We start from the raw sequence: 16166 nt of genomic DNA on the forward strand, positions 1-16166 counted from the left end.
CCTGACTGACATGGCTGCAACTCTTGATATGCCCTCTTTGGGCAAGTTCTACCGCCGCCAGCTTCTGGAAGACGTTCTGCCGTTCTGGTTCCCCCGCGCCTACGACGAAAAAAACGGTGGTCTTTACCACTGCTTTGACGCAGACGGCACGCTGGTGGACTCCGACAAATCCGTCTGGGCCCAGGGCCGCATGGCATGGATGCTGCTGACAATGTACAACAGCATCGAAAAGAATACGGACTGGCTCAAATGGGCGGAAAGCGCCTTGGAATTCCTGAAAACCAAGTGCGTTGACCCGGCGGACGGCCGCATGTTCTTTCATGTGGCTGCCGACGGCACCCCCATCCGCAAACGCCGCTACGCCTACAGCGAATCTTTCGCCGCCATCGCCTTTGCAGCGCACGCCAGGGCGACCGGCAGCCGGGATTCCGCCCGTGAAGCCCGCCACTGGTTCGACATCTTCACGGACAACTGCTTCACTCCCGGCAAAATGGTTCCCAAATTCACCGGGGAACGCCCTACGACCGGTCTGGGCACCCGCATGATTACCCTGAACACAGCTCAGGAAATGCGCAAGTACCTGGAAGATGACGACGGCTTCTATACCGGCTGGACAGACCGCTGCATCAACGACCTCCGCACCCTGTTCATGAAACCTGACATCCAGGCAGTCATGGAAGTGGTGGGAACGGACGGTTCCATCATCGACCACTTCGACGAACGCACCCTGAACCCCGGCCACACTACGGAGGGTGGGTGGTTCGTGCTGGAAGAAGCCCGCCATCGCGGCAATGACCCCGAACTCATCAAGGTGGGCTGCGACATGATCGACTGGGCATTCGCCCGCGGCTGGGACAAGGAAAACGGCGGCATGCTGTACTACACGGACGTGTACAACAAGCCCGTTCAGGAATACTGGCACAACATGAAGTTCTGGTGGCCGCATGATGAAGCGCTCATCGCCATGACGCTCGCCTACAAGCTCACAGGGGAAGAACGCTATGCCATCCGTCACGACATGGTGCGCAACTGGGCTTTCTCCCACTTCCAGGACGTTCAGCATGGCGACTGGTTCGGCTATCTGAACAAGGACGGTTCCAGGGCTAACACCCTCAAGGGGAGCCTCTGGAAATCCTTCTTCCACCATCCCCGCGCCATGTGGTGCTGCGCCCACTACTGCGGCGCCATTTAAGAAGGCGTCAGGCGGTCATTCCATATCCATGGAACGGCCGCTTTTTTATGCCCTCAATACCAAAATTCAGAGGGTTCCGGATAAAACAATCTATCCGTTTTCCACCCTCAACACAGGATAATATCCTCCGTCCGCACCACCACATCGCCGGGATCCAGCATGGAATTAATCAGGGAACAGAAGCGGAATTTGCCTATATCTTCCGCTCTTACGGAACATTCCTGAATGTCTCCGCGGGACAGCAGGAAGGCGCGCTTGGTTCCCGGGAGCAGGAAAGTTTCCGGAGTAACCCAGAAAGACCCGTCCCCGAACACCACGTTGCTGTACCGCGTATCCGTCACCATCCCGTTCCGGAGAATCAGCGCTTCTTCGTCACAGCCCAACGCCGCCCCTGCCGCCAGAAGCCCTGTCCGATCCTCCCACTTGCATGAGTAATCCAGCCCGGGCATTTCCACACACGTCAGCGTCTTCACCTGCCGGGGACGGTAGGGCTCAAAGGAGGTGCGGCGCACCCTTCCCCGCGTATCATACGTGATATGGCATTTGTAAACACCACGGCCCTCCGGGCCGGGACAGTCCGAAAGAACGGAAGCCAGATCGGGGACGGAAGCTCCGTCCGAACCATGAACGCCGATGGCGGCCTCCATCCTCCGCTGGTGCCAGGGAAGCAGACAGGGAGCGCCATTCTCCCATTTAACGGTTTCAAAAATCAAACGGCACATAAACTTTGGCAACAGCTTCCTGGTATTCCTCTTCCATCCGGCTCATGACGGTAATTCCTCCACCGCTCTTGTATACCATTCCCCGTTCATCCTCCTCCATGAAGCGGATGGAGACGGCGGAATCCAAATCCCGCCCGTTGAAAAAGCCGAAAATTCCGGTATAAAACCCCCTCTCCATATCCTCCGCTTCCGCGATGGCCCGGCAGGTGGCTTCCTTGGGCGCTCCGGTCACGCTCCCGGCAGGAAGCAGCTTCAGAAGGATTTCCCCCAGGCGGGAACGCCAGTTTTCCGGCAACAGCCCGGAAATCTCGGAACTGCATTGAAGAATAGGCCCTTTGGACGTTTCTACAGGGCTGATATAGCGGTAACGCTTCACCCTCACGCCGGTTGCCACCATGGAAAGATCATTGCGCATCAGATCCACAATGGTGGCGGATTCCCTATTCTCCTTTTCATCCGTTTCCAGCCAGCGGCGCGCTTCCTGCGTAGCGGACGGAACCGTTCCCTTCATGGGAAACGTGGAAATGGAGCGGCCGCGCACCGTGACAAACGGTTCCGGAGAAAAGCAGACGCAGCCGCGGCCGTGCACTCCGGAAATCCGCGCGTCCGGCCCCAGCAGCATCCGGTAAGGCGCGCGGGCAAACCGGAACAGATGGCGCAGCGTCAGGTTGGTTTCCACGGGGGTGGACACGCATAAATTCAGCAGGTAGGAATCCCCCCTCATCAGATGGTTCCGGACGGAGGCGAAGGATGCCGCATACCGGGACACGGGATGGGGGGATGGAATGAACCGCAGCCGTTCCGGAAGCGGAGGGCCGCCGTCCTGATTTCCCATCGTGCCCAGCGGCAGGGAAAAAGCAGCCATGCGCTCCCCCTCCGTTTCCGAAGGTTCAAACAGCAGGTTATGGCCCATATCATGGGAGATGACAAAAAAGAACGGACACTCCGCACGGCCCAGGGCATTCATGCGGCTGATGGTCTGTTCCCGTGTGTACATTGTCGGGAATTACTCTATCATGTGCGCGCCATGAGTCAACCGAACGTCTGGATCATCGACCACCGGGATTCCTTCACCTGGAATCTTGCGGAACTCGTCAGAATGACGGGAATGGCCGTTCCGCGCGTGGTTTCCAATGAATCCCCGGAACTGGAACAGGCGGTTCAGGCGGGGGAAAAGCTTATCCTGTCTCCCGGTCCGGGAACGGTGGAGGATGCCTGCCACCGGGCCACCTTCCGTCTTCTGGACCGCCTGCCCCGCTTTACCCCGGTGCTGGGCGTATGCCTGGGGCATCAGATCCTGGGCGTGCGCTTCGGAGCCCGTCTGGAACACCTTTCCCGCCCCCTTCACGGAGCGCGGGAAGTCATATGCAGGACGGAGCAGTGTCCCCTCCTGGAAGGATTGCCGGAGCAATTTCCTGCCGCGCTTTACCATTCCTGGCGCCTTGCCGCTTTTCCCTGGCCGGCGGAGCTGATTGTCACGGCGAGGGATTCCGGGAAAAACGTGCAGGCCATCCGCCACAGGCACCTCCCCCTTTACGGCATTCAGTTCCATCCGGAATCCATCCTGACGCCGGACGGAGAAGCGCTGCTCCGGAACTTCCTGTCCCTTCCGGCAGGCAGCAGGGAAAAACGGCGCATCAAATGATTCAATTCCAGCCGCCTGGCATCAGGGATGAACGGGACAAGACCGGAAAGTGTCTCACTCCCGTGCGGTTCCGGTTCCCATGCCCGGCCGCTTCAGAGATAACGTTTTTCACCTTTATGAATGCACAGGACGAACTCAAGATCAGGGACATGGAAATCCTGTTCCAGCCCTTCCACTCACGCAAGCTCAGCACTCCCACCCGCATCGTCCTTCCGGCCATGACCCGGGGATTTTCTCCCAACGGGGTTCCCACGGACCAGGTAGCCGCTTATTACAAAAGGCGGGCCAGACATGAAGTAGGGCTCATCATCACGGAGGGCACTTTCATTGACGAGCCCAGCGCCTCGCCTTCCTCCAACTATCCCAATTTCTTCGGGGGCGCTTCCCTGCGGGGATGGAAAAAGGTGCTGGAAGCCGTCCACACCACGGATTGTAAAATAGCCCCGCAACTCTGGCATGTGGGTATGGCCCGGCCCTTCAAGGGAGAAAACCTGCCCAATCCGGAGTTGCCGCCCATCGGCCCTTCCGGAATTGACGTAAACACGCTGGAACAGACGGCGGAACCGATGAGCATCGCTAAAATTGAGGAGGTTATCAATGCTTTTGCGAGGGCGGCTGCGGACGCCAAGCGGCTGGGTTTTGACGGTGTGGAACTGCATGGAGCGCACGGCTACCTGATTGACCAGTTTTTCTGGAAGGAGACCAACAGGCGCACGGACGAATACGGAGGCGACCTGGTAGGCCGGACCCGTTTTGCCAGCCGCATCATCCATGCCGTCCGCAAGGCAGTGGGCAGCCAGTTCCCCATCATCTTCCGCTTCTCCCAATGGAAAACAGTCCATTATAACGCCAAGCTGGCGTATACCCCCATGGAACTGGAAGCTTTTCTGGCTCCGCTGACGGATGCGGGCGTGGATATCTTTGACTGTTCCACGCGCCGGTTTTGGGAACCGGAGTTTGAAGGTACCCGCCTCAATCTGGCCGGCTGGACCAGGAAGCTTACCGGAAAGCCCACGATCTCCGTCGGCTCCGTGGGGCTTAAGGGAGATTTTACGAATGCCTTTGACGGGGGGCCGGAAGCGGAGGCCGCCAGTGTGGAACCTCTGGTGGAACGGCTGAAAGCAGGGGAATTTGACCTGATTGCCGTAGGCCGCGCCCTGCTGGCGGATGCGGAATGGGCGGAAAAAATACGCCATGCGCGGGAAAAAGATATCCACCTGTTTACGAAGGAAGACCTGAAAACGCTGAAATAACGGATTTGCCTGACCGCAAGGATGATGCGGGAACTCACTCCGCAAAGCCGGGAGGGGCAAAAACGCCAGGCCGCTCCAAAACGGAGGAGCCGTCTTCTTTCCCCGTTTCCTCAGCAATCATCATTCCCGCAGAGGAGATTCTTTTATTTCTTCCTGACGCGGACAGTCAGGTACAACAGCCGCAAAAGAGCCAGTGCCGGAATCTGAAGCGTCAGGAAATACCACGGAGCGGGCCCGAAATATTCCAGTACGGTCCCTGCCGGAGCATACCGGGTAAAACCGTAATTCGTATCCAGCCAGATATTCACCGGAATAATACAAACCAGGTAGGCGTCGCACAAACCCAGCGCCCGCATGTCATCCCACGGCCGCGCACGCCATTGCAGGACGGCGGGAAGGTAAAGAGCGGAAATCAATAAAAGCCCATGCCCGATGAAAAAGGCGAAAAAGGCGACGGAGGGGAAACCGTCGTGAAGCATGGGGGTAATCAATCCCTGGACGCTTGCCGTCAGCACGCCGAAATACGCCACGGCGCATGCCCAGGGTGTACGGAACCACAGGGCGATAAAACAGACCAGAGCCATCAGACTGCAAAAATGCAGCGGAAGCCTGTCCTGCCAGGGCTCCCAATGTTCTCTGACGATGCGGCCGAATGTTTCCATCAGGAAAGTCAGCAGGAAAAAGCTTCCCAGAACCTTTCCCACAAGCAAACGGCTCTCCATCCGGAGCCGCCGGCATCCCCACAGGAGCCCCCCTGCTGCCAGCGCCACGATGCCCAGGGCAGCCCAGTGCGGCAGGCTCCAACGGACAAACAGGGGCGCAATTTCTCCGGTCATAAAAAAATCCATCAACGGGAAGGAGGAGGTTCCGGGCACGCATGAAGTTTGGCGCTGACGGCCTCCACCTTAAGACGCAGAACACATACGGAACGGACCATGCCGGGGGTAAAATCCGCATCCCTGCCCGTCTGGTGTAGCATGATGCGGCGCAAGGCATGCATCTTTTCCTCATCCTCCCGGAGAAATTCGACGACGCCACGCCCCATGACGCAGCCGTAGGCGTAACTGTACCGGCACGGGACATCCCCCTCCAGCAACACATGATCCCCATCCATTTCAAAAGAAACCTCCGGACGGTTTTGCAGGATATCCAGCTTCCTCCCTTCCCTGGCGCAGTGGAAAAACAGGCTCAGGGAACCATTTTTTTCTTCATATCCGAAGTTGAGGGGAACTACATACACCTCCCTGCCGTCCCACAGTCCCAGGCGGCACACCTTGAACCGGGCGACCATTTCCATCAAATCCCCGTGCCGGGTCACTTCCCTGTCTTTTCTTCTCATAAGCCGGCGCCCTCCATCCATTCATTCATGCAAAGGGCGGCACGTCCGGCCAGCAGGGAGCCATTCCGTACGGAAGCCGCCCGAAGTCCGCAAATATCCGTCCCCGCCTGCATCAATTCACAGGCATGGCCGGTCAGCCACTCCTCCATCCGGGAAACATCCGCCTCCACATGGAACTGGAGAGCCAGGGCATGCCTCCCTATGCAAAAAGCCTGATGGGGAGTTACCTCCGTGGATGCCAGCAGGTGCGCTCCGGAAGGGACATCAAACGTATCCCCATGCCAATGCAGGACGGGCACCCCCTCCAGATAACGGAGAGGGGACAAACGCCCGTCCCCCGTCAGGGATACGGTTCCCCACCCTATTTCCCTGGCCTTTCCGGGATAAACGCGGCTGCCGAGGGCATGGGCCATCATTTGAGCTCCGAGGCATACGCCCAGCAGAGGCTGCCGACTTTCCAGACGCATGCGGACCAAATCCAGTTCCGTCTTCAAATAGGGATACGATTCCGTATCCCCCACCCCTACGGGACCGCCCAGCACCACGCACAGGTCAGCCTCCAGCCATTCCCGGACGGAAGGACAGGGAGCGCCCGCCCGAATGTACCGTGTTCGGAAGCCCCTGTCCCTGAAAAGAGGTTCCAGCGTACCGAGATCTTCAAAAGCCACATGGCGCAGGGCCAGGCAAGTGCGGGATGCTGAACGGCTACTCATGGCGACGAAGGATGAACCTCAGCAAGGAATATAGAAAAAAATCCTCCGGGAAAAGCTTTTTGCCCTCTTCCCTCCGCATTTCCGGAACCAGGATGTCCATCATGAAACGGAAATATCCGCCACATCCGCAAAAAAGCCCTCCGCCGCACGGCATAAATCCACAGGATTCAATTCAATCTGGCACCCCAGACGTCCGCCGCTCACCACCATCTCCGGCAGGGCTTCCGCGCTGGCATCAATCACCGTAGGGTATTTCCTTTTCATCCCCAAAGCCGTGCAGCCGCCGCGCACGTACCCCGTCACGGCGGTAATATCCTTCACCGGAAGCATGGAAAGAGCCTTTTCTCCCACGGTGCGGGCAGCCTTTTTCAAGGAAAGCTCCGCGCCTATGGGTATCACGAACACGTAATACTGCCGAGGAGCTCCCTCCGTTACCAGCGTCTTGTACATCTTCTCCTCCGCCAGGTTCAGTGCTTCCGCCGTATGCCGCGCATCCACAAACTCGCGGCATTCATAGGAATAATGCCTGTACGGGATATGCAGCGCATCCAGCAGGCGCATAGCATTTGTCTTTGCCTCCTTCTTTTTGGACATAAACTTGAAAAGGGAACGTCCCGGTAACATAGAAAAAAAGCCTTCCTTTGACAAGGCCGAGCCCCCCGACGGCCCCTATGAAAAAGTGGAACGGAAACGGGAATTTCTCTGAAAGAGCGGTAAGGACAGCAACGCCGTTCCCCCAGTGCAGCCCGTTCACAGCGGAGAATTTCAGAAACGGAGGACGGCGAAAAAGAAAAAGGAAAAAACGCCTCATTTCCTCAGAACCCTTGACTTGCCGCTGGCAGAAAAGATAACATCCGGTATCATGGAAGATTATCGTGTCCGGAGAAGCCTTGGAGAACATGTCCTGCGCTGCTCCGTCCTGATTGCTGCGCTCTTCATCATGTCTCTGGGCATCGCTCTGTCCACCAAGGCAGACCTGGGAGTCTCCCCCATCTCCTGCACGCCCTATGTGCTCAGCCTGGCATTCCCTCTAACCATGGGGACCGTCACCATCCTCATGCACCTGAGCTTTGTGGCCGTGCAGGCGGCCCTGCTGAAAAGGCAATTCCGTCCGGCGCATCTGCTCCAGATTCCCATAGCTTTTATCTTCGGCTTTCTGACGGATTTTTCCATGTGGATCATAGCGCCTCTGGAACCGGACGGATACCTGTGGTCCGTTATTCTCTGCCTGTTCAGCTGCGTGGTAATCGGATTCGGCGTCTTTCTTCAGGTTAAGGCGGATTCCGTTCTTCTGGCAGGGGAAGGCATGAGCCTGGCCTTCGTCAAACTCTTCAAATGGGAATTCGGAGCCGTAAAAACCGGGATGGACTGCACGCTCGTCTGCATCGGCCTGGCCTGTTCCCTCATCTTCCTGCCCGGACTGACAGGCATACGGGAAGGAACCGTGGTGGCCGCCGTCCTGGTGGGAATGATCGTCCGTTTTTTCAACAGGCACGTCTTCTGGCCGGACAGGCTCCTGGAACGGCTGGCGCGCCCCGGAGCAGCAAGCGAGCTTCCTCCGCTGGCACAAACGGCCGCTTATGCTCCGGACGCCCCTCTGGTCATTTCCATTGACCGGGAATACGGTTCCGGCGGCCATGCCATCGGGAAAATGCTGGCGGAAAAGCTGGGCATCCGATTCTACGACTCGGAACTGGTGTACCTCACAGCCTCCCGGAGCGGCCTCACTCCGGACTACATCCGCAAGCACGAACAACAGCTTTCCAGCCGCTTCCTGCACGAACTTTACGCCCAGAACTATGCCTACACGGCGGAGGAAATGCCCCCTGAAGACGCCACCTTCCTGGCACAGAGCAAAGTCATCCGGGACATTACGGCCAGTCAGGCATGCGTCATCGTGGGCCGCTGCGCCAACTTCATCCTGAAAGGGAGACCCAACCTGTTCAGTGTTTTCCTTCATGCGGACCGGGCCACGCGCATGCAGCGCGTTATTGAAAACTATGGGGTAGAACCTGGCGGGGCAGCCCGGGCCATGGACATCATGGACTCCCGCCGCCGCACCCACTGCCTGCACTACACCGGGCAGGAACTGGGCAATGCACGCCTCTACGACTTGTGCGTCAACACGTCCGATTACGGACTGAAACGCACGGTGGAACTGATTCTGGAAGCCATCAATACCAGAACCGAACAATCTTCCGCTGTAGAAACGGTTCCCGTCCGCTCCGCATCTTTTCCCGAACCGGAAGAGGACAGCATTCCCGGAGAAATATCCCTCGCCTGACAGGGGCAAATGTCTCCAACAGCCAATACTTATGTAACAACTGCCCTCCCGGCACCTTGTTCACCGGTAACAGAATCCGTTGTCTGAAAAAACTGCCTGGCCGATAAATAGGAAACTCTCTCCCCCTTTCCATAATCCCCGCAAAGGGAAAGATTCCGTATCTCCTTCAGATGAAAAACCGGCTGGAAAACGAATGGCCCCTTCCACACAAAAGGCTGCCCCTCCCAACTCCCCGTTTTTTTGCCGGCTGCATAATTCAAAACAACAAAAGGCAGCCTTTCTGAGTCCAAAAAACATGAGACTCTGGTCACTCCACCCCTCTTACCTGGATGCTGTCGGCCTGGTTGCCCTGTGGAGGGAAGGCCTCCTGGCACGCAAAGTTTTGCAGGGGCAGACAAAAGGATATATCCATCATTCTCAGCTCTTCCGCTTCCGGGAGACGGAAAACCCCATTCATGTCCTGGATTTCTACCTGAAAACCGTCCATGACGAATCCATCCGCAGAGGCTACAATTTTGATTTAAGCAAAATTTCTCCCTGCGAAAGCCGTCCCCATTCCCTTCTCCTGCCGGATAAACAGCTCGAATACGAATTCCTTCATCTTCTGGACAAGCTCAAGGAAAGGTTCCCCCGGCAATATTCCCTGTTGCGGCAAACCGCAGTCCCCCATCCCCATCCGCTTTTTCAAATAACGCCAGGAGATATTTGCTCCTGGGAGAAAAAGCCTGTTTCGTCATTAACATGACTTCATTTTCTTCTCCGGGAAAGGTTGCCTTCCAATAAATATTTTTGGAATGCCCCCTTATTCCCGCTGGAAACTATTGATCCGGTTTGGCATCTTTTCATAGTGACGGGGATAAAACCACAGGCATACGCCATTTCCATCTCATCACCCGGGCAGTCACTGCAGCGAGCAGAATTATTGCAAGACCCTTTCCAACCTTTTAATTCTTCAGGCCCATACGGTGAAAAAACATGCCCGGCAAAGGAAAAGGCCTTAAAGCATTTGTGCTTTAAGGCCTTTATTTGGTGGAGCATAGCGGGTTCGAACCGCTGACCTCTTCAATGCCATTGAAGCGCTCTACCAACTGAGCTAATACCCCTTTGACTTTCGTCTTGGTGCGTCCTGTTGAGGACGGGGAGAAATTATCATTTCCAAAGCGGGCATGCAAGCTTTTTCTACAAAAAAATTGCCCCGGGATGATTTTTCCGAAAAATACTGAATCCGGAAAGGGCTGCAAATCCCATGCAGACGAAAACAGGGACAGTCTGAACAAATGTGTTTGAATGAGACTCATTCCTGTTTTACCTTTCCATAAATGATGAAACGCCCTCTTTTTACTCATCGTATGATATTCGCCTGCGCTCTGGCAATTTTGTCCCTGTCCTGTTCCGTTCACGCCCAGGAGACTCCAGCTGCGGAAGGACCGCCGGCCCAGACGGAGGACAGCGGCATTTCCACTCCCCGCAGAGTCGCCGGACTGGGCGTTCTGGCATTCCTGATCGGCTGGATGATTTGGAGGAGCGGTTCCAGCCGCCAGAAGGACGGAGGCCATGACCAGGAGGCACCCCGGGAATGACGCCGTTTTTGAAAGGTTGCCCTGGTTCCTGCCGTAGTCGTTGCAGGAAAGGAGTCTCCGGCCATGAACATTATTCTACCCATCCTGAGCTTTCTGTGCGGTGTCATGCTGACGGAAACAGCTTCCGGCTCTTCTGAGGAGGGAAAGCCTTCTCCCGGCGTAGTGCAGGAATTGTGGTTCGGCATTCCGGGGGCATCCGTAAAGGACCTGACCCACAGGAAGATTTTTGAAACGGCGGCCCCGGATGTCCGCACGATCAGCCATCTGGATGTGGAAAACCAGGGAGACAGGTACGGAGCCCGTTACTCCGCCCTGCTGAAAGTCCCGGCAAGCGGGAAGTACCGCCTTTACCTGTCTTCCGACGATTCCGCAGAGTTATGGCTGGGCAAGGATGCCACCCAGAAGGACATGGCCTGCATCGCCACCGTCAAAGGATATTCCGACATCCATAATTGGGGCAACCAGCCCAACCAGGCTTCCGAACCTGTCCAGCTGGAAGCTGACCGGTTTTATTTTCTTCAGGTGATTCACAAGGAGGATGGAGGCCCGGACCATATGTCCGTCGCCTGGTCCGGGCCGGGCATCCCCGCCCCTGTCATCATTCCTGCCACGGCGCTGTTCATACCGCCCGGTATCTTGCCGGAAGAAAAAAAACAATCCCCAGCCAAAGCGGACTGAAAGGTTTTTTGATTACCTTCCCGCCGAGGAGACATCATCAATTTGCCGACGAGAAAATAGATATTTTCCATAAAACTCCATCAATCAATCATTTCCAATACGAAAAAAAACCGGACCTCCCTCCATCGGGGAAGCCCGGTTTTTTCTCGTCGTATATCATGTAGTTAATTGAAGCGGCCTGACACAGAAAAATGCCAAAACACCTTCTGAATCCAAATCTAGCGGATTTCTAATCCGAGGTCAAGTTCCCAGTTTGAAAGGAAAGGCTTTGAGAAAAAGTCCCGATGTTTCACGGGGCTATCCATCTTGGAGTAAAAAACCTCTCTCTTTTTCAAGTGAAGTATAAGAAGGAAAAAGGAATTTTTGCTATTCATGTCGTTTCAAAATCCGGGAATCATTTGTTTTCAAAGATTCCCTTCTCTTTGAATTCATAATGACCAGCATTGCTTCTCAGAGGAGAAAAGCTTCTCTCCCTGAAAATTTTTTATCATGATGAAGGTTGCGGATTAGAAATCCGCTCTTCATTTCTGGAAAAGAAAATGTTTCTTTATCGGGTAATATTCAGAATGCCTGCCAGCAAATGATGTTACTGAAAAAGTACGCTTTCATCCCTTCCCTATGTTCGGCATGAATGAATTTTCCGCTATTGAAACATAAATAGTCATTCCAGTTATACACATGTTATTATCATTTTATTCACAATTTTTCTTCCTTTTTCTCCAGTCCCCGCATTCTTTTTCCCGGGAACAGCGTGAAACAGGAAAGGGACATACGGAAACGGAATAAAAAAATGGAAATTTCCCATCCTTCCAGAAAATCTGGAATGAAACATAAAATTTTCACAGGCGTTTTTACTTTCCGTAAATCATCCCCATACCTTTTCCATTCCCTTGAAAACAGGTTCCTCCCATTTCCCCGGAGCAATACGGGAAAAACGTGACGACAATTGTCCTTGTTCCAATGACGGACGGACGGTAGATTTTCCGCGCCATATGAGCAGAGCATCCAGAACAGAACGCCTTGATTACCTGAAAGACCAGTTACGTAAAAGGGTTGTCATCCTGGATGGCGCCATGGGCACCAATATCCAAAAATTCAGGCTGGGAGAGGGAGATTACCGCGGAGAACGTTTTGCGGATGCGGAATGCTATCCCAACGATTTAAAGAATAATAACGACCTTCTGGTTCTGACCAGGCCGGATATCATTCTTGATATTCACCGCCGCTTTCTTGACACGGGACGGACGGATATTCTGGAAACCTGCACATTCGGAGCTACCAGCATCGGCCAGCATGATTATTTCTGGCACCGTCCGGAGGAAGGCAGCCACAAGGACCAGCAGTATTTCCAGGAAGTGGTGGACGCCCCCGAATTGAAGGCCCTTGTCCGGGAATTGAATTTGGCGGCAGCCGCACTGGCCCGGCAGGCATGCGACGAAGCGGAAGCTGCAGACGGCAAGCCCCGCCTGGTGGCCGGGTCCATCGGCCCCATGCCCGTCACCTGTTCCCTGTCCCCCGACGTGAATGATCCCGGTTTCCGCGCCGTGAATTTCCGCCAGCTCAGGCAGGCGTACCGGGATCAGGTGCTGGCCCTGCTGGAAGGGGGGGTGGACATGCTGCTGGTGGAGACGATTTTCGACACGCTGAACGCCAAGGCAGCCCTGTTCGCCATTGAAGAAATTTTTGAGGAACAACCGGAAAGCTCTGTTCCGGTCATGGTATCCGTAACGCTGACGGACAAAGCCGGACGCACGCTGTCCGGCCAGACGATTGAAGCATTCTGGAACTCCATCCGCCACGTTCGCCCCTTCTCCGTAGGCATCAATTGCGCCCTGGGGCCGGACCTGATGCGCCCCTTTGCGGAAGAACTGTCCGGACTGGCAGATTGCCACATGTCCATTTATGCGAATGCCGGGCTTCCCAACCCGCTCAGCCCTACCGGCTACGACCTTCTGCCGGCGGATATGGCCCGGTTCATGAAGGAATACGCGGAACAGGGCCTGCTGAACATCGTGGGCGGCTGCTGCGGAACCACTCCGGAGCATATCGGCGCCATTGCGGCTGCCGTGGAAGGAATGCCTCCGCGCGTTCCGGCTCCCCAAACGCCCGCGCTTCGCCTGTCCGGATATGAAGCGTACAACCATACGCGGGAAAAAAACACCCTCTTTGTCGGGGAACGCTGCAATGTGGCGGGTTCCCCCAAATTCGCCCGCCTGATTCGTGAAGGAAATTACGAGGAAGCGGTATCCATTGCCCGGCAGCAGGTGGAAAACGGCGCGCTGGTATTGGATTTCTGTTTTGACGACGGCCTGATCGACGGGCCGCAGGCCATGGTCCGCTTCCTGAACCTTGTTTCCGCAGAGCCGGATATCGCCCGCGTTCCTTTCATGGTGGATTCCTCCAAGTGGGAGGTGCTGGAAGCGGGGCTCCAATGCATGCAGGGCAAGGGAATCGTGAATTCCATTTCTCTGAAGGAGGGGGAAGAAGAATTCCTGAAGAAAGCGGCGCTGATTAAAAAGTACGGCGCAGCGGTCGTGGTCATGGCGTTTGACGAACAGGGACAGGCCGCCAATTACGAGGACCGCGTCCGCATCTCCAGACGGGCCTATGACTTGCTGGTAAACCGGGTGCAGTTTCCTCCGGAAGACATCATTTTTGACCCGAACGTCCTGACCGTAGGCACCGGCATTGCGGAACACGCCGATTACGCTCTTGATTTCTTCAAGGCCGCAGGCTGGATCTCCCGGAACCTGCCGCATGCCCACATTTCCGGCGGCATTTCCAATGTCTCCTTTGCTTTCCGCGGCAACAACCCGGTGCGGGAAGCCATGCATTCCGCTTTCCTGTACCACGCTACGCAGCAGGGGCTGGACATGTGCATCGTGAATGCCGGGATGCTGGAGGTGTACGACAATATTCCCAAGGACAGGCTGGAGCTGATTGAAGACGTTCTGCTGAACCGGAGGACGGACGCCACGGAACGCCTGACGGATTACGCGGAAAAACTGGCTGCGGAAAAAACCGGAGACGGAAAGGAGAAAAAAACCGTACAGGCCTGGAGGGAGCAGGACGTTGCCAAACGTCTGGAATATTCTCTTATCAAGGGCATTACCGAATTTGTTGACGCGGATACGGAGGAGGCTTTTCAGGAGCTGGGGTCTCCGCTGAACGTGATTGAAGGCCCTCTGATGGCCGGCATGAAGGTCGTCGGGCAACTGTTCGGGGACGGCAAAATGTTCCTGCCGCAGGTGGTGAAAAGCGCCCGCGTCATGAAACAGGCTGTAGCCTGGCTCACCCCCTATATAGAAGCGGACAGCAAAGGAGCCGCCAAGGCGGGAAAAGCCGTGATCGCCACCGTGAAGGGGGACGTGCATGACATCGGCAAAAATATCGTCGGCGTGGTGTTGAGCTGCAATGGTTTTGAAATGATTGACCTGGGCGTCATGGTCCATTGCGATACCATTCTGGACCGGGCGGAAGCGGAACAGGCGGACCTGGTGATGCTTTCCGGGCTGATCACCCCTTCCCTGGAAGAGATGTCCCATGTAGCCGCGGAGATGGAACGCCGGGGGATGACCATTCCCCTGATGGTGGGGGGAGCTACGACGTCAGCCCTGCATACGGCCCTGAAAATAGCCCCCCATTATCAAGGAGCCGTGGTGCATACGGAGGATGCCTCCCAGGTGGTTCCCGCAGCCGCCTCCCTGGTGGGAGAAAAAAAGGATTCCTACATTGCCGCCGTGAAGGCCCGGCAGGAGGAATTGCGCAACAATCATGAAAACAAACCCGTCCGGGACCTCCTGCCCCTGGAGAAAGCCAGGGAATTGCGCTGGAAGGGAGCGGAAGGCGGCTATCTCCCCCCCGTTCCCGCCCGTCTTGGCCCGGTTTCCATCGGCAGCCTGCACAGCTCCGTAAGCTGCGGCTGCTGCAGTGACGATCCACGTTATTACGTAACTGTTCAGGAGCTTATCGAGCGCATGGACTGGACGCCTTTTTTCCACGCCTGGGAGCTGCACGGCACATGGGACCGCGCCCGCCGGGAGTTCCGCACCAAAGACCCGTCCAAGGCTGAGGCGGCCGCGGCGCTGTACCAGGACGCCCTCCGCTTGCTGGAACAGGCCGTGAAGGAAAACCGCTACCAGGCGCGCGGCGTCATAGGCATTTTCCCGGCCAATTCAACAGCCAGCCATGACGACATCACCGTCTGGGCTGATGAATCCAGAACCATTCCCCTGGCTACGCTGCTGACGCAGCGCCAGCAACTGGACAAACAGGGGAAACCCCGGCTGGCGCTGGCGGACTTCATCGCTCCCGAAGGCGTCAGGGATTACGTGGGGGCCATGGCGGTCAGCATCCACGGCTCCCGCCGCTGGGCAAAGGAATGGGAAGCCAGAAACGACTCCTACCGCGCCCTGCTGGTCAGCTCTCTGGCGGACCGCCTGGTGGAGGCTTTCGCGGCCATCGCCCATGACAAGCTGCGCCTTTTGTGGAATATTCCGGAAGGGTCCGGCGTGCGACCTGCCTGCGGGTACCCCAGCCAGCCGGACCACCAGGAAAAGGAAACCGTCTTCACCCTGCTCCACGCCCGGGAGGAAGCGGGCATGAGCCTGACGGAAACATGGATGATGCAGCCCGTTTCTTCCGTCTGCGCCCTCGTCTTCTCCCATCCGGAAAGCACTTATTTCTCCGTGGGCGTCACCGGGGAAGACCAGCAGGAGGATTACGCCTCCAGAAAACGGGCCTCCCGGCCCTGACCTCCC

14 protein-coding genes and 1 tRNA gene are annotated in these 16166 nt (G+C 56.3%); 8 read left to right on the plus strand and 7 right to left on the minus strand.

The genetic code is table 11. From position 1 onward, the window contains the following. Positions 1-10 precede the first annotated feature (10 nt). Positions 11-1192 carry an AGE family epimerase/isomerase gene (locus AMUC_RS10395; RefSeq protein WP_012420974.1) on the plus strand — a complete coding sequence of 394 codons (1182 nt, stop codon included), beginning with the start codon at positions 11-13 and terminating at the stop codon, positions 1190-1192. 107 nt (positions 1193-1299) lie between these two features. On the opposite strand, the gene AMUC_RS10400 is transcribed toward AMUC_RS10395, so the two are convergent. After that, positions 1300-1905 (minus strand): aminotransferase class IV, encoded by a 606-nt coding sequence (locus tag AMUC_RS10400; protein ID WP_148721763.1) that lies wholly within the window; start codon positions 1903-1905, stop codon positions 1300-1302. Beyond that, a complete protein-coding gene (locus AMUC_RS10405; RefSeq protein WP_012420976.1) occupies positions 1895-2911 on the minus strand; it encodes an aminodeoxychorismate synthase component I in 1017 nt (338 codons plus the stop codon). Before AMUC_RS10405 ends, AMUC_RS10400 begins: the two co-directional genes overlap by 11 nt. A 30-nt stretch (positions 2912-2941) precedes the next feature. Between AMUC_RS10405 and AMUC_RS10410 the strand changes: the two genes are divergently transcribed. Together AMUC_RS10410 and AMUC_RS10415 are read left to right on the plus strand one after the other, a co-directional pair. Next, a complete protein-coding gene (locus AMUC_RS10410; RefSeq protein ID WP_012420977.1) occupies positions 2942-3559 on the plus strand; it encodes an anthranilate synthase component II in 618 nt (205 codons plus the stop codon). A gap of 116 nt (positions 3560-3675) precedes the next feature. Next, positions 3676-4812 (plus strand): NADH:flavin oxidoreductase, encoded by a 1137-nt coding sequence (locus AMUC_RS10415; protein ID WP_042449258.1) that lies wholly within the window; start codon positions 3676-3678, stop codon positions 4810-4812. Between the two features lie 143 nt (positions 4813-4955). Here the strand turns inward: AMUC_RS10415 and AMUC_RS10420 are convergent, their stop codons facing one another. From AMUC_RS10420 to ybaK, 4 genes are all read right to left on the minus strand, one after another. Further along, positions 4956-5648 carry a YwaF family protein gene (locus tag AMUC_RS10420; protein ID WP_157738284.1) on the minus strand — a complete coding sequence of 231 codons (693 nt, stop codon included), beginning with the start codon at positions 5646-5648 and terminating at the stop codon, positions 4956-4958. A gap of 11 nt (positions 5649-5659) precedes the next feature. After that, positions 5660-6151 carry a pyridoxamine 5'-phosphate oxidase family protein gene (locus AMUC_RS10425; protein ID WP_012420980.1) on the minus strand — a complete coding sequence of 164 codons (492 nt, stop codon included), beginning with the start codon at positions 6149-6151 and terminating at the stop codon, positions 5660-5662. Next, a complete protein-coding gene (locus AMUC_RS10430) occupies positions 6148-6864 on the minus strand; it encodes a glutamine amidotransferase (protein ID WP_012420981.1) in 717 nt (238 codons plus the stop codon). The genes AMUC_RS10425 and AMUC_RS10430 overlap by 4 nt, the downstream gene beginning before the upstream one ends. 99 nt (positions 6865-6963) lie before the next feature. After that, on the minus strand, positions 6964-7458 hold the full coding sequence (ybaK, locus tag AMUC_RS10435; protein ID WP_012420983.1) for a Cys-tRNA(Pro) deacylase: 495 nt from the start codon (positions 7456-7458) through the stop codon (positions 6964-6966). A 268-nt stretch (positions 7459-7726) separates the two neighbouring features. Between ybaK and AMUC_RS10440 the strand changes: the two genes are divergently transcribed. Both AMUC_RS10440 and AMUC_RS10445 read left to right on the plus strand, forming a co-directional pair. Next, on the plus strand, positions 7727-9148 hold the full coding sequence (locus AMUC_RS10440) for a cytidylate kinase family protein (RefSeq protein WP_012420984.1): 1422 nt from the start codon (positions 7727-7729) through the stop codon (positions 9146-9148). A gap of 295 nt (positions 9149-9443) precedes the next feature. Further along, on the plus strand, positions 9444-9893 hold the full coding sequence (locus tag AMUC_RS10445) for a pyrimidine dimer DNA glycosylase/endonuclease V (protein ID WP_012420985.1): 450 nt from the start codon (positions 9444-9446) through the stop codon (positions 9891-9893). A 282-nt stretch (positions 9894-10175) separates the two neighbouring features. Here the strand turns inward: AMUC_RS10445 and AMUC_RS10450 are convergent. Further along, a tRNA-Ala gene (locus AMUC_RS10450) sits at positions 10176-10251 on the minus strand. A 246-nt stretch (positions 10252-10497) separates the two neighbouring features. Between AMUC_RS10450 and AMUC_RS10455 the strand changes: the two genes are divergently transcribed. The 3 genes from AMUC_RS10455 to metH all read left to right on the plus strand — a co-directional run bounded on the left by AMUC_RS10455 (position 10498) and on the right by metH (position 16160). Next, positions 10498-10728 carry a hypothetical protein gene (locus AMUC_RS10455; RefSeq protein ID WP_012420986.1) on the plus strand — a complete coding sequence of 77 codons (231 nt, stop codon included), beginning with the start codon at positions 10498-10500 and terminating at the stop codon, positions 10726-10728. A gap of 63 nt (positions 10729-10791) precedes the next feature. Beyond that, positions 10792-11406 (plus strand): PA14 domain-containing protein, encoded by a 615-nt coding sequence (locus AMUC_RS10460; RefSeq protein ID WP_012420987.1) that lies wholly within the window; start codon positions 10792-10794, stop codon positions 11404-11406. A 992-nt stretch (positions 11407-12398) separates the two neighbouring features. Then, a complete protein-coding gene (metH, locus tag AMUC_RS10465) occupies positions 12399-16160 on the plus strand; it encodes a methionine synthase (RefSeq protein WP_012420988.1) in 3762 nt (1253 codons plus the stop codon). The last annotated feature ends 6 nt before the right edge of the window (positions 16161-16166 follow it).

It is taken from the genome of Akkermansia muciniphila ATCC BAA-835 (genome assembly GCF_000020225.1).
GTDB classification, from domain to species: Bacteria; Verrucomicrobiota; Verrucomicrobiia; order Verrucomicrobiales; family Akkermansiaceae; genus Akkermansia; species Akkermansia muciniphila.

Bases quoted from the DNA above. Each gene is read 5' to 3' on its own strand.
- AMUC_RS10420 (WP_157738284.1), bottom strand. From the start codon at position 5,648: ATGACCGGAGAAATTGCGCCCCTGTTTGTCCGTTGGAGCCTGCCGCAC.
- AMUC_RS10460 (WP_012420987.1), top strand. From the start codon at position 10,792: ATGAACATTATTCTACCCATCCTGAGCTTTCTGTGCGGTGTCATGCTG.
- AMUC_RS10430 (WP_012420981.1), bottom strand. From the start codon at position 6,864: ATGAGTAGCCGTTCAGCATCCCGCACTTGCCTGGCCCTGCGCCATGTG.
- metH (WP_012420988.1), top strand. From the start codon at position 12,399: ATGAGCAGAGCATCCAGAACAGAACGCCTTGATTACCTGAAAGACCAG.
- AMUC_RS10395 (WP_012420974.1), top strand. From the start codon at position 11: ATGGCTGCAACTCTTGATATGCCCTCTTTGGGCAAGTTCTACCGCCGC.
- AMUC_RS10415 (WP_042449258.1), top strand. From the start codon at position 3,676: ATGAATGCACAGGACGAACTCAAGATCAGGGACATGGAAATCCTGTTC.
- ybaK (WP_012420983.1), bottom strand. From the start codon at position 7,458: ATGTCCAAAAAGAAGGAGGCAAAGACAAATGCTATGCGCCTGCTGGAT.
- AMUC_RS10445 (WP_012420985.1), top strand. From the start codon at position 9,444: ATGAGACTCTGGTCACTCCACCCCTCTTACCTGGATGCTGTCGGCCTG.
- AMUC_RS10425 (WP_012420980.1), bottom strand. From the start codon at position 6,151: ATGAGAAGAAAAGACAGGGAAGTGACCCGGCACGGGGATTTGATGGAA.
- AMUC_RS10410 (WP_012420977.1), top strand. From the start codon at position 2,942: ATGAGTCAACCGAACGTCTGGATCATCGACCACCGGGATTCCTTCACC.
- AMUC_RS10440 (WP_012420984.1), top strand. From the start codon at position 7,727: ATGGAAGATTATCGTGTCCGGAGAAGCCTTGGAGAACATGTCCTGCGC.
- AMUC_RS10405 (WP_012420976.1), bottom strand. From the start codon at position 2,911: ATGTACACACGGGAACAGACCATCAGCCGCATGAATGCCCTGGGCCGT.
- AMUC_RS10455 (WP_012420986.1), top strand. From the start codon at position 10,498: ATGATATTCGCCTGCGCTCTGGCAATTTTGTCCCTGTCCTGTTCCGTT.